We start from the raw sequence: 13,980 nt of genomic DNA, 5'->3' as shown, positions 1-13,980 counted from the left end.
ACTTCAAGGCGCGGCTGGTGGCCATGCACGCGCGGGGCAGGGGTAAACCGGGGTTCGGAGTGGTCAGGTCACAGCCGGTCGGGATCCACGACTTCAAGTTGACCGGCCTGGCCGCGAGGCCGGTCAACTGCCATGTCAGGATCGGGTCGCCGCCGGCGGGGCAGGTGCTGCTGTGCGATCTGCAGTGGGACGACCCGGCTGGATGGATCGCGATCTGTCACGACCAGGTGCAGCCCTACGAACTGTACGGCTACAGCATCGGAAGTGACGAGCCCTGGGGCAGCGACGACGCGATGTTGCTGTTCGCGCTGGCCGGAGACGCGACACGCGTCATCGACTACGGCGATGTGCCACGATCCGGTCTGCTTGACCGGATCGCTCTGGCGAAACTGCTCCTTGAACTGCACGGCCGCAGCAGTGCTGAGCGGGCCTTCGACGTCAAGCCGGTGAAACGAACGGGACCGAACGAGCCTGATCTGGAGATCACGGGGCTCGGCCCCGCGCCGCTCTACGCGGTCTTCAAATACGGAAGGCCCGTGCTGCCGGGTGAGACGCCGTTGTTCAAGGTCCTCGACGAACACCTGCAACGCTGGCTCGCTGTCGTCGCGGCTCCCGACCTGGCCGGCCAGACTCCCCTGCACGTCCTTGACGACAGGTTCTCGCCGGAAACGCCGGGCCTGAGGTTTCGCCGGCCTGAACCGGGGACGGCCGTGTACCCCGTCAAGTGAGCGTCCGACACCGCGATATGCCTTTAGGGGAGAGATGAGCCTGCGTACTGACGACTTGCGGAACTTTCTCGCAGGCTCGGGGCCGGAACTGTCCTTGCCTGCGGAGATGTTCGCGATCGAAGCGGTAGATCAGTTGTTCGCGAGCTACGGTTCGGGGTCGGCCCTGGAGGTCTCGGAGGCGGTCTGCGACCTGCCGGGCCTGGAGGTGCGGGGGCGGGCGCTCCTCGCTGGGCAGGCCCGGGCAACGTGCCTGCGGTTCCTCACCGACCTGGCTGGTGAGGCGGTGGTCGGTGTCGAGGCCGTGGCGGAGGGCTTCGACTGGCTGATCACGGAGCCGCCGGAGGCGGCGGGGGACTTCACCTTCCTGTGCGATGTGGGCTTCACCGAGCCGGTCGCGCTCTTCAGCGCCGGCCACGAGGTGACCGGGGTGGTGTGCGCGGACGGGAGCGCGTACGCGGTCGGTCCCGGGGCGGGCTTCACGGTGCCCACCGGTGACGGCCCTGCCACCGCGTATGTGACGGTCCTGGCCCCCGGCGTCCTCCAGCGCTACCAGCTGTCCGCGCGGCTGCCGAACGCAGTACCACTGGCCTCCGTGGAAGCGCTTGCCGAGCTGCCGTTCCTGAAGGGCCTGCCGCTGGCGGATCTGGACATCCCAGCCCAGATCGAGAACGCGTTGTCGGCGGTCAGCCTCAGGGAGGTGTCGGCCGCATACGCGACCGACACCTCATCGATCGACCAGGCCGGGGTCGTACTCACTGTGGTCCCGGGAACCCGGTGGGAGATCATCGAGGGATTCCTGGCCCTGGAGTCCTTCCAGGACCTGATTCTGACCGCAGTGTTGGAGGACGGCTCGTGGCAGCTCGCCGCCAGCATGGGCGCGACGTTCACGGTGGCCGGACGGTACGAGCTGCGCGCCGACCTGGCGCTGCCGCAACAACGCCTGACGGCCACCCTCGCCCAGCCAGACCGGGGCGCAGACCTGATCGCGGACCATCTCGACGGCAGCGGACTCGACCTGTCCTCCGTCACGGTGGACTGTCTGCGGGTCGAGTGCGACATCCCGACCCGCTCCTACTGCCTGGCACTGGCACTGGCCACGGACACGCCATGGACTCCCATCGCAGGGGTCGCGCTGGAAGGCCTGGAGCTGCGCCTTCGCGGCCAGGGCAGTTCAGCCATCATCGACGCCACACTGACAGGGCGTTTCACGATCGGCCAGAGCACGGTCGTGCTGGAGGGCGTCCGGTCGGGGACGGTGTGGCGGGTCGCGGGCAGCGCGTTCGGCGTGGACGTCGACAGCTTCGCGACCTGGTTCCACAGCACGTTCAGGGTGGAGTTGCCGGACGCGGTCGCCGGCCTGAACCTGTCGGAGATCGCGCTCTCCTTCAGTAGTGACGGCACCGGAGTCGTCACCTGCAGCGGTTGGCTGCCGCTGGGCGACGGCGCCGTGGACAGCACGTTCTGTTTGCGGGCGGAGCTCAGCCGCACAGGCGGCGCCTGGTCACCGCGGTTCGAAGCCGAGCTGGAGATCCGGGCGGATCTCGGGGGCGAGGACGGCCCGTACCCGATGCGGTTCACTGTCACCCTCGGCTCGGACCCGGCCGGAAAGCAGCTGACCGCCAGGTGGGAGGCCACCGACCGGCCGGTGCCGCTGTTCGCGGTGCTGCGCTCCCTGGGTCTCGCCGACCTGGGCGACATCGAGGAGACGCTGCCCGCCACGCTTCGCCCGGACCTGAGCGAGCTGACGCTCGTATACGACTCCGTGCCGGGCTGCACCGTGGTGGTGGCGAGTACCGGCAAGGTGTCCCTGGTGGTGGCTTCGGTGCGGGACGGGCAGGGGACGTCCACGTGGGCCGCGCAGGTGTCGGTCGCCGTGCGGGCGAGCCTCTCGGAGCTGCCGCTGTTGAACGGCTTGATCCCCTCGGGGGAGGATCTCGGACTGACCGGTGTCCGGGTGGTGTCTTCCTCTCGCTCGGTACCACGGGTGCTGCTGGGCCGGCTGAACCAGGCGCTGGCAGAGGCCTCCCCGTCCAGTCCCGCTCTGCCGGTGCTGGACGGGGAACAGGGCGGGCTGCCCGGCGGGACCTGGCTCGCGTTGGAGTACGTCGTGCCGGGGAGCGTGCCCGGGCTCCTGACGGTCCAGCTGGGTGGATCGCGCCCAGCGTTCCCGGTGAGCCAGGCTCTGCCCGTGCGGCCGGCCGGGCGGCGGGTGCTGGAGGGCGTCGTCCTCGCACCGGGCCAGGAGCCGTTGCTGCCCGAGGCGGAAGGACGGGCCGGGGCCTGGGTCGAGCTGGGCCGCTCGTTCGGGCCGCTGGCGGTCCATCGGGTCGGTGTGCGCTACGAGGCCGGGACGATCTGGCTGATGGTGGACGGTGCGCTGAGTGCCGCTGGGTTCACGATGGCCGTGCAGGGCCTGGCCCTGGGCGTCGACCTCGGCTCGGATGCCTTCGTGGTCCGGTCTCGGCTTGAGGGTCTGGCCGTGGAGTTCGACCGGCCGCCGCTGCGGATCGCCGGCGCGTTGATCAACCGTCCGCCGGAGTCCCCGTACGTGTTGATGGTCGGCGGGATGCTGGTGGTGCAGCTGCCGAGGCTCGGGATCACGGCGGTCGGGGCGTACCAACGGCGTGATGACGGCATGCCCTCGCTGTTCGTGTTCGGCCGGGCCGTTGCCGCGCTGGGGGGCCCGCCGCCGTTCCGGGTGACCGGTCTGGCGGCCGGGTTCGGGTTCAACAGCAGCCTGCGGATCCCCGAGTTCGACGAGGTGACCTCGTTCCCGCTGGTGAAGGGCCTGAGCGGCGGGCTGCCCGAGAACCCGATGGACGTGCTGGACAGCCTCACGGGCACCTGGGTGAAACCGCGGCAGGGCCAGATCTGGCTGGCGGCCGGGCTCGACTTCACCTCCTTCGAGTTCATCACCGGCCGGCTGCTCCTGCTGCTGGAGGCCGGCAACGACCTGACCGTCGCCCTGCTGGGGACCGCCCGTGCCGCGTTCCCCAAGACCGGCAAGGCGTATGCGCAGGTCGCGTTGCAGCTGCGGATCGTCTACCAGTCGGCGCGTGGGGAGTTCGCGGCCACCGCGCTGCTGTACGACTCCTACGTGATCGACCCCTCGTGCGTGCTGTCGGGCGGCTTCGCGTTCTTCATGTGGTCCGGCGTCAGTGACCACGCGGGGGACTTCGCGCTCACCGCGGGCGGCTACCACCCCGAGTACACGGCTCCCGCGCACTATCCGCAGGTTCCCCGGCTGGAGTTCACCTGGTCGCTGGGTGCGGTGAGCATCAGCGGGACGGCGTTCTTCGCGCTGACGCCGTCGGCGGTGATGGCCGGCGGCACGCTGGATGTGCGGTACTCGTCCGGGCCGCTGAAGGCGTGGCTCAGCGCGTACGCGCTCCTGCTGATCAGGTGGAAGCCGTTCCACTTCCGGGTCGGCATCGGGATCTCGATCGGCGCCTCGCTGAATGTCCTGTTCGGGACAGTGCGGGGCGAGTTGAGCGCTTCGCTGGACCTGTGGGGGCCGCCCACCGGCGGCAAGGTCACCGCCAAGTTCACCTTCGTCAAGGTCACCGTCAAGTTCGGCCCCGGAGACACGTCGTCGCAGGACCGGTTGACGTGGCCGCAGTTCACCGAGCTGCTGCCCCCGACCGAGCAGGTGCTGCGGATCGGGGCGAGCGCGGGGCTGCTGGCGGACGCGGAACCGCCGCAGGGACGTGACGTGTCCGATCCGAACGCGCCCTGGCTGGTGGACGCCGGCGGGTTCACGTTCGTCGCCGAGACGTCGGTGCCCGCCTCCGAGGCGATCTTCCAGGAAGAGGAGCGGCACAGCGGGTCCGCGCTGGACATCCGGCCCATGGGGGAGAGCGGGAAACGGAGCTCGTTCACCGTCCAGGTCGCCCGCAACACCGCACAGCGCGGAGTCGCCCCACGGTGGGAGGCCCTGGAGAACGACGGGTCCTGGCAGGCGACACCGATTCTGGACGCGGTGCCCACCTCGCTGTGGGGGGCGCCGAATGCCGACAAGGGCGACCTGCTCGACCCCGCGAGGCGGCTCCTCACGGGACGCTGCACCGGGCTGAAGGTCGTAGTGCCGCCGCCGGTGACGACGGGCAGGCCGCTTGGGGAGATCGCCGAGGCTTCGCTCGCGTACGAGGAGATGCCGGACGCGGCCGGGCCGTTGAAGCCAACCGACCGGCCGACCGGGGACCTGCTGAGCCTGGCGACCGGCACCGGCGTTGGCACCGTCGCTGAGAACATCGCGTCCGGCCAGACGGTGAGCGCGCGAACCCGCCTTGCCGGAGCACTGGCCGGACTGCTCGACCCGCTGCCCGACGACTCGCTGCGCGCGTTCGCCGACCACGCGACGACGGACGGTCTGCCCGCTGACCCGCTGCTGCGCGAAGACGCCGCCGCGCGCGGCGAGCAGCGGCCCCGTCCGGTGGCGTCGGCATGACCGCCGCTGACAAGGAGGAACACATCATGGGTGCCACCAGGGCCACCGGCGGCGCGGGCTCGAACCAGTCGCCGCCGGCCGTGCGCCGCCGCGACGCCTCGTTCACCCTGCGATTCGGGGACGACCTGGTCCCGGCGGTGAAGGCCGGCCGGTTCCTGATCACCGCGAAGCAGGAGATCGACGGGGTCGACACCGGCGGCTACCTTCGCGATGCCACCCGGGAGTTCGAGGTCCGCGCGCCGCAGTTCGTGCTCTCCCCGGACATGGTTCACGCGACCAACCCGGCTCCGGAGGAGGCCGGCGCCCTGGCCATGACCCTGCCCCACGTCACCTTGAGCGGTCACCTGTTGCCGTGGCTTCGCGACATCGACCCCCGATGGGTGGGGACCGGGCCGGTCACACCACGGGCGCCGTGGCTCGCGCTGCTGGTCTTCGCGGCCGAGGAGCTGCCCGGTGACCTGAGCGCGGTCGGGGAGGTGGACCGGATGCCGATCGGCCAGCTGCTGTGGCCCACCTCGCCCGAGCCGGGCGTGCTCGTACCGGACATCCCCAGGACGCAGGTCGAAGTGGCGCACTCGACCGAGTGCGACACGATCCGGATCCCGGGCCCGGTGTTCACGGCGGTCTGTCCGCGCCACGACGAACTGCGCCACCTCGCCCACGTCCGCACGGTGCGCGCCGACACGCGTCTGCGCGGCGAGGAACTCGCCGCGGGCGACTTCTCGGTGATCGTCGCCAACCGCCTGCCGAACCCCGCTGCCGGGCGGCACGTCGCCCACCTGGTGTCTCTCGAAGGGTGCCAGGCCGCGCTGAACACGGTCACCGCCCAGGACCCGCAGCCGCCGGACGTCCGCGTCGTATCGCTGCACCACTGGTCCTTCGAGTGCTACCCCGCCGACGCAGCCGGCTTCGCGGTGCGCGTCCACGACCTGCTCCACGACGACGCGGACGACGGAAAAGCACGCGACCTCCTGTTGCGCCGGCCCGTCCCGGCACCGTCGGCCGACCCGGCGGTGTCCCGGGCCCGTGAGCGCATCGAGGAGGGCTGGGTTCCGCTGCCCTACCAGGTGGCCTCGGGTGAACAGACGTACGCGTGGTACCGGGGTCCGTTCACGCCGACCGTCGCGCAGCCGCTGACCCGCCCGCCCGAGGACGGCTGGACGGAGGCCGGACAGCTCCTCGGCTACGACCCCGAGTGGGGCGTGTACGACACCGGCTGGGCCGCGGCCTGGACGCTCGGCCGGGCGCTGGCGCTCGCCGACGACGACTTCGGCGCCGGCCTGAGCGCGTGGCGCAGCCGGGCCCGGTACCGGTCCGCTGTGATCGCGCAGCGCCTCGCCGCCGCCGGTTCCGACGCCGTCACGGCCGAGCTGACCCGCCGGGCCCGCCCGCGCGTCAACGACCGGGCACTTCGGGCGCTGGCCGGCACGGGAGCGGCCGAGCGGCTGATCCGGGCACTGAACGACCCGCCCACGGAGCGCTGCGCCCGCACCGCGCCCGACCAGCCCGCACCGGTCCCTTTGGCCGTGCACCGCGTACTGGCCGAGAGCCGCGTCCAGTCCGTGCTGCGTGAGGAGCTGCGAGAGGCCCTGGACACTGGCGGCGAGCAGGTCGCGGCCTGGTTCGCCCGGCTGCGCCTGCTCTACGACGTGCCGTTCGCGCAGCTCGTGCCCGACGAGGCGATGCTGCCGCGCGAGTCGCTGCGGTTCTTCCACGTGGACCCCGGGTGGCTCACCGCCCTCCAGGCCGGCGCCGAGAGTCTGGGCGTCACCGGCACGGCCGACGTGCACCTGGCCGCGCTCGCCGCACCGTGGACCGATCGGACCCGCAACCCCGACGACTCGTGGCCGCGCGCGGGGCTGCTGATCCGCTCCGCGTTGACCCGCGAGTGCCCGGAGCTGATCGTGCGGGGCTGGCAGAACCGGGTCCCGGTGGGGCTGTTGCGCCGCAGCCTGCTGGAGGACGACGTCTTGCTCCTGCTGTTCGACCGGGTGCCGGACGAGGTCGAGCTGTCGGAACCGCCGGAGGGTCTGTCGTTCGGTGTCGACCCCCACCCCCGGGACGGCGTGCCGGTGCTGAACCTGCGCAGCCTCGGCGACGCAGGTGTGCCGACCGGCGCGACCCTCCGCGACGTGTACTTCCCGCAGGATCCGGGAGAGGCGGGCATCGACGCCTACCTGCGCGACGACGCCTTCGGCCGGCGGGTCCTGGACCTGCGCCCGGACGACGACGGCCTGGTGCGCGCGCTCGGCGCACGGCTCACAGAAGCGGGGCAGCCCGGCGAGCCCTCGCCCGCGGTGCTGGCCCTGCAACTCGTCAACGCACCGTTTCGGCAGATGATCCTGTCCAACCTGGCCACCGGGGGAAGCCCGTCATGACCGACCCGAGCCCGCTGTTCGTCCCGGTCCACCTGGATGCCCTGGTTGTCAACGACCAGGTCCGCCTGGGCGAGAACTTCCAACGCTGGCAGGCCAACTACACCCTCACCCGGTCCCGGCTCTCGCCCGAACCACCGCCGTTCGGCAACATCGACACGGACTTCGCGATCACACCGGACCGCAACGGCGTCTACCTGCAGTGGCAGTTGCCGCAGGCGCTCACCAACGGCACGCAGGACCACCCGGACTCCGACATCTCCTTCCCCCTGGTCCCCAACCGCTGGCTCGTCGTGCGCACGCACGGCCTGCCGGGCGCCGAGGCCCGCGAGCAGACCGCCTGGCTGGTGGAGAGCGACCACCTGGACCCGGTGGGCGGCACCAGCCCCTACGCCACACCGGACGGCACGATCACCCGGATCGGCCGCCGGATCAACCTCTCGGCCGGTGCGTCATGGAACGAACCAGGCCCGCCCGCCGGCGGCCTGTTCCTGACCGCGGTCGGGCCCGGCGTGCCGACGTTCGCGGTGTACCAGCCGTACAACGAGGACGTGTTCTCGATCCACGACACGATGGACGGCCTCGACCCGACCCGGGAGTGGACGGTCGGCTACCTCGTCGCGGGCTGGTACAGCGATCCGAGCGCCGATCCGGTGACCGAGGCCGGCCCCGAACTGCGCAAGCTGCTCACCGAGTTCGACTGGACGCTCACCCCCGGCCCCGAGACGGACCCGGAAGATCCCGAGGCTCCCGTCGCGGCCGCCTCGCGCGGCATCTTCCACGGCACCGTGCTCGGCCTGAGCTGGCACGGCACCGGCCCCTCACCCACTTCACCCCGCCCCGATCTGGTCGCCGTGGCCCTGGGTCACACCAGCGCGCACGCGTCGCTGGTGTTCGAGGAGGAGGCCGAGCCCGAGGACGCGCCCGGCCTTGCCGAGCTGCTGAACACGTGCCAGCGCGGCCTGCTGGAGGCCGTAGACGAGCCCGACGGCGCGTTCGTCAAGGGCCGCGCCACGTTCGAGTCCTGGTTCGTGCCGACCCCCGCGGGCTACACCTGGACCCTCGAAGCCGACCCGGACGCCCCCGAGGAGCCGGCGCGCGCTCGCCGCCGGGCCCGCCGCACGTTCACCGACCTGCTCGCCACCCTCAACGCGGACCAGGCCGCGCACGACGAGGCCGCCCGCGACCTCGCGGCGGCCCAGCGCCGGGTCTACGACCTGTGGTGGGCCGAGGGCCTGCCCGTGGTGCCCGAGTTCGACCCTGACGAGGTGCTGGAGGACGGCGCCTACCGAGGCGAGCTGGGCACCCGCCTGCGCGCGGCCGAGGAGGAGGCGGCCCGCTGCCAGCTCGTGCTCGACCAGGCGCGCGAGCGGATCCCGTGGGGGCGCACCCAGGACGAACTCGCCGACTCGATCACCGAGCACTTCGCAGGCCAGACGTCCGGATTCGTCCTCAAGCGCGAGGTGCTGCCCGACCTGTACCGGGCAACCGAGCCGGTCGTCGCGCTGCGCTGCACCAAAGAGGACCAGCAGGCCCGGCTCGCAGCCGAGGACGGCCTGCTGTGCCGGCGCGCCGAGGAACTGGTGTGCGGCGTGTACCTCGACCCGGCGCGCACCGTGCTCGTCACGGCTCCCGCGAGCGCGATCCCGGTACCGCCGAACCTGCCCAACGCACCAGCCGAACTCCCCCGCCTGCTGCATGAGTTCTTCTACCTCGACCCGGCCAACGCGCGCGCCCTGGCCAGGGCCGCCGGCCGTCCCGACACCGATGCGGCGGCGCTGCGCGAGGCGATGGCCGACCCGGCGACGCGGGCGCACGGCCTGCCCCCGGCACTCGGCACGACCGAGTGGCGGCAGGCGTGGTCACCGCTGTTCTTCCAGTGGGAGATCGACTACTACCCGATCACCTACGCCGAGGGCCAGGGCATCGAGGACCCCGAGCAGGCCAACTGGACCTTCGACGGCAACCGGTACCGCTGGAACGGAACCGGCGCCGACCACGAGCCACTCACCCTGCGCGGCCGGCAGTTCCTCACCCCCACCCCCGCGCAGACCCTCGCCGACTCGCTGCGCCACGCCGCTGCCGACCGCTCCGGCCCGTACGCCGAGCTGCTGCGCACCCTGGCCGACCAGGCCGCCGAGGCCGACCTGATCTCGCAGACCCTCAACGGCTTCAACGACCAACTCCTCGCGCGCAGCGCCAACGAGGCCGTCCACCTCGGCGGCGGCTCGCGGGTGCGCGACGCCGCGATCGGCGGACAGATCGCCCAGGGCCTACCACCGGACCCCGGGCCGTTGCCGCGCCCGTTCATCGGCTGGGCCGCCTCCCGGTTCCAGGAGGTGCGCTCGGGCCAGTTCGCGTTCACCCGGCTCAACGTGGTGGACCGGTTCGGGCGCGGCCTGCCCGTGGTGATCCCGGACGAGATCGAGCTGCGCGACACCATCGGCCAGGGCACCCCCGCGCACGCGTTCCGACCGGGACTGCCGCACGATCTGAGCCCGGGCACCGACGAGGAGACGGGCGAACTCGTCACGGTCGTCGACCGGGACCCGGGCCGGTTCGTGGAGCTCAAGCCGCGGCTGCCGCAGCCCGCGCGCACCCGGCTGAGCCTGCTGTCGGCCGATGCCGACGCGCACGTGCTGGACGACGAGGCCGCCGCCGCCTCGATCTGCGCCTGGCTCGTCCCGAACCATCTCGACCAGGCCGTGCTGTGCTACGCGGCGGACGGCTCGCCGCTGGGCTCGGTCGCGATCAGCGTCATGCCGGACGGGACCACCGTCCCGCGCTGGCAACCGTTGCCGGGATCGATCTACCGGCTCCCCGGCGATCTCGCCGCCGACCACGGGCATCTGCACGACCTGGTCACCGGTCTGCTGGACCTCGACCGCACCACGCTGCGCACCTTCCTGCGCGGCATCGACCGGGCGCTGACCACGATCGCGCCGACCGGCGACCAGGACCCGCCGACCACGCTGAGCCGCCTGCTCGGCCGGCCGCTCGCCCTCGTGCGTGCCCGGGTGCGTCTGGACCTGGACGGCTCGCCGTACCGCGACCCGTCGTGGCAGCACCTGCTGGAGCCGTCCGAGCCCGAATATCCGAACTACCGCTGGCCGGTGAGGCTCGGCGAACGCGACGAACTCGGTGACGGCCTGGTGGGCTACTACCAGGAGCGCGACTACACCGGCCTGCACATCGTGCTCGACGAGACCGATCTCGCCGACCTGGACGACCAGCACGACTACCTGCGCCCGATCGGGCCGGGCAACGGCCTCGCCCTGCCGGCCCGCCCGCCGCGCGACCACGACCCGGCGAGCACGGCCCACCTGACCCTCCTGCTCGACCCGTTCGGCGCCGTCCACGCGACCACCGGCATCCTGCCCACCGCCCAACTGCGTGTGCCGGCGCGGGCCTTCGAGGAATCGCTCGGCGCGATCGCGGCCGGCTTCCGGTTCGGCCCCATGTTCACCATCGAGGCCCCGGACGACGCCGCCCTGATCCTGCCCCGCCCCGCCGACCGGCACGGCACGTGGACCTGGGCCCAGCCCGCACCGGCCGGTGCGTGGGCGGATCCGCACCCGACGGACCAGGCCGACCCGCTGCCGAGGTTTCCGTTCGCCCGTCCGGTCCTGCGTACCGGCTACCTCCAACTGCAGCCGTCCGAGGAAGGACCCACACCGTGACCGAGGAGTTCCCGGAGTTCCCCGCCTACTCGATCGCCTCGGGCGCGCTCGACTACGCCTCGCTCACCACGCCGTTCCCACTCCAGGTCAGCCCGCCGAGCGGCGATCGGCCCCCCGCCCGGATGGACTTCGTGGTCTCGGCGCCGCCCGGCGATCCGGTGCGCTGCGCGAAGGTCGTGATGGAGATCCCGATCGGCACGGGTGCGACGTCACTCGTGGAGACCGCCACGGGGATCACGGCCACGGCTCCGACCGGGTGGCAGTCGGCGATCACCTCCACCGCGAGCACCGCCACCATCACCTTCACCCCGCCCGGCAACGCGTTCGTCTTCGACCAGGACGGCGTCGAGATCGTCATCGACGGCCTGCGGATCAACACCGAGCCGGGCAACGTCACGATCCGGATCGCGGAGCACCTGGTCGGCGAGCCACAACCGACGGTGGTGCCGTTGTTCGTCGAGAAGTGGCCCTACCGGCCCCCTGTCCTGGCGGGCTCCCCGAACCGCTTCGCGGCCAGGCGGTGGGCGGGCACCGGCAGCCTCAGCCCTTCCCCCGCGACACAGGTGACGGCCGGCCAGAGGGTCACGCTGACCTGGCAGGCCCGAGGAGACGTCGAGCGTCACCTGTTCACCCAACCGCTCAACGACGACCTCGGCGCGACCGGCCGGGACGTCTCCACGCTCACCCGCTTCGACTGCGACCCGGTCGTACGCCCGACCACGTTCACGCTGCGCACCAAGGTCAAGGCCACCGGCGAGACGATGTACGACACCGTCACGGTCACCGTCGACACCCCGACGTTCGCCGGACTCTCGCTGACCGCTCCCCTCGCCGCCGGGGCCAGCGGCACGGTGACCTTCCCCGAGGCGGTGACGGTGACCAAGGGCCTGAGTATCGACGGCGAGCTGACGGCCGGAGCGGGCCTGACGGCGCTGGCCACCTTCGAGGCCAAGCAGAACCTGAACGCGACCACGGGCATCAGCGTCACCGGATCGGCCGGCGCGGGCGGGACCTCGACGGTGCCGGGCGGCGAGGTCACGGCCGCTGGCATCACGACCAAGGATCTGACGGCCAAGAAGACCGTAAGGATCTTCAACAGCGTCGTACGCATTTCACGTCCCCAGGATTTTCCGGGCACTGATCGGCTTCTCGTCGGCTACATGGTCCAGGGGGTCGGCGTGCCCAACCCTGGCATGGTCACCGTGACCGTCGGTAACCGGGAGGTCGGCGCTCGCGGCCGCAGCCTCAGCAGTGCCGACTCCCTCTTCCTGGCGGTCCGGGGTGACGAAGCAGTGACCTACGACCCATCGACCATCAGTTCCACCACGATGTTCCTCGCCTGGGCCATCCTCGGCAGCCCCACCTCGTCCTGACACCCGTCGCCCGGAAGGCACCCCGATGTCCCTCGCCTCGTCCGCCGCGCGAACTGTGCCGCCGGCGGCTGCTCCGTTGCTCGACCACGCCGTGCGCACCGATCCGGAGCCGCTGGAGGCGAACCTCTCGGGGCCCTCGCCCGCCGACCTGCGGGTGGTCGTCTCCAACAGCGGCAACGTCGCCGTGCGCTGCACCTCGATCGTGATCGAACTCCCGGTCGGTAGTCGCCCACGTGACCTCGCCAGCACCGGTGTCGGCATCGAAGCGTCGACCACGACCCCGGGATGGGTACGCACCGGACAGACCGTCAGCCCCACCCAGGCCCGCTTCGAGTTCGAGCCCAGTACCGATGAGGCGGCGGTGATCACGGAGGATCCTCTGACCTTCAAGGTCGACCGCGTACCGGTGAACAGCTCCGTGGGGGTGGCCTATCCGCTGATCACCGAGACCTCGGCCATCAGGCAGGACACTCCGCAGGCGCGTGAGGGCTACGCTCGGCTCCCGAAGTTCCCGGCCGGCACCACGGCCACGCTACCGGTCGGCACCAACCTGCGGGTCCACGTCGGTGAGCAGCCGATCGAGGGGCGTCCACCTGCTGTCCGCGTGCCGCACGGCAGCAAGGTCACCGTCGCCTGGAACCCCGCGCGCGACGTCGTGCGACACCTGCACTACGAGGACAAGGAGGCCGGTACTCCGATCGCGGAAGGGGCCACCCAGCTGGTGTGCGGCCCGCTGTACCGCGAGACGACGTTCACCCTGCAGACGGTCTCCCAGGTCAACGGCCAACCCGTCAGCCGCTACGACTCGTTCACCCTGCAGGTCGACGTGCCCGAGTATCCGCGAGTGAACCTGCCGAACGGAACCCTGGGCCACGTGGACCCACCCGGGCTGACAATCACCTCGCCCGTGCGCACCGAAAAGCTCCTGACCGTCAAGGAAGCGATGCACGGGAAGAACACGGCGTCGATCACCGGACGCCTCGAAGCCCCGACGATCAAGGCAGCCGCCACCCAGTTCGGCGGCACACTCGAAGTCGCGGGAACGTTCACCGCGAACAACCTGACCGCGGCGAAGGTGACCACCAGCCGGGGCCTCACCGCGACCGGGCGGGTCAACATCCTCAAGGCCGGGCACACACCGCTGCCGGCGTCCGGATCGCAGACGTTCCCCACCGACGGCCTCATCCTCGCCAGCGCAACCGACCATGCCGACCTCGAACTGTGGGTGGACACGCCCTCCCACAAATTCAGGAACGTGTCGTGGGGGAGAGTCGGAACGTTGGTCGCCCCGGTCAAGGCCGAGCAGCCGATCACCTGGGGCGGTAGCGGCACCGGCTACACGTTCAGCTGGTACCCGTTCGGCACCTGACGCTTCGT

At 71.5% G+C, this 13,980-nt stretch carries 6 protein-coding genes; all 6 read left to right on the top strand.

The genetic code is table 11. The features are described 5' to 3' along the window. A partial coding sequence (locus tag ACIGXM_RS11830; protein ID WP_396559559.1) for a hypothetical protein occupies positions 1-728 on the top strand: 728 nt, incomplete at its 5' end. A 106-nt stretch (positions 729-834) separates the two neighbouring features. Next, positions 835-5,175: a DUF6603 domain-containing protein gene (locus tag ACIGXM_RS11825; RefSeq protein WP_396559557.1), complete on the top strand. Its 4,341-nt coding sequence runs from the start codon at positions 835-837 to the stop codon at positions 5,173-5,175. Between the two features lie 26 nt (positions 5,176-5,201). Continuing rightward, positions 5,202-7,553, top strand: a complete 2,352-nt coding sequence (locus ACIGXM_RS11820) for a hypothetical protein (protein ID WP_396559555.1) — start codon at positions 5,202-5,204, stop codon at positions 7,551-7,553. Then, positions 7,550-11,230 (top strand): hypothetical protein, encoded by a 3,681-nt coding sequence (locus ACIGXM_RS11815; protein WP_396559553.1) that lies wholly within the window; start codon positions 7,550-7,552, stop codon positions 11,228-11,230. Before ACIGXM_RS11820 ends, ACIGXM_RS11815 begins: the two co-directional genes overlap by 4 nt. After that, a complete protein-coding gene (locus ACIGXM_RS11810; protein ID WP_396559551.1) occupies positions 11,227-12,603 on the top strand; it encodes a hypothetical protein in 1,377 nt (458 codons plus the stop codon). The genes ACIGXM_RS11815 and ACIGXM_RS11810 overlap by 4 nt, the downstream gene beginning before the upstream one ends. 25 nt (positions 12,604-12,628) lie before the next feature. Further along, entirely contained in the window at positions 12,629-13,972 is a 1,344-nt protein-coding gene (locus ACIGXM_RS11805; protein ID WP_396559549.1) for a hypothetical protein, read from the top strand. Positions 13,973-13,980 lie beyond the last annotated feature (8 nt).

The organism is Kitasatospora sp. NPDC052896 (assembly GCF_044547075.1).
Classification (GTDB): domain Bacteria; phylum Actinomycetota; class Actinomycetes; order Streptomycetales; family Streptomycetaceae; genus Kitasatospora.
The sequence above is the reverse complement of the archived record's forward strand: the minus strand, read 5'-3'. Positions and strand labels throughout refer to the sequence as shown.

What these genes read in the sequence shown, in the direction of transcription:
- ACIGXM_RS11820 (WP_396559555.1), top strand. Translation starts at nt 5,202, where the DNA reads ATGGGTGCCACCAGGGCCACCGGCGGCGCGGGCTCGAACCAGTCGCCG.
- ACIGXM_RS11825 (WP_396559557.1), top strand. Translation starts at nt 835, where the DNA reads ATGTTCGCGATCGAAGCGGTAGATCAGTTGTTCGCGAGCTACGGTTCG.
- ACIGXM_RS11805 (WP_396559549.1), top strand. Translation starts at nt 12,629, where the DNA reads ATGTCCCTCGCCTCGTCCGCCGCGCGAACTGTGCCGCCGGCGGCTGCT.
- ACIGXM_RS11815 (WP_396559553.1), top strand. Translation starts at nt 7,550, where the DNA reads ATGACCGACCCGAGCCCGCTGTTCGTCCCGGTCCACCTGGATGCCCTG.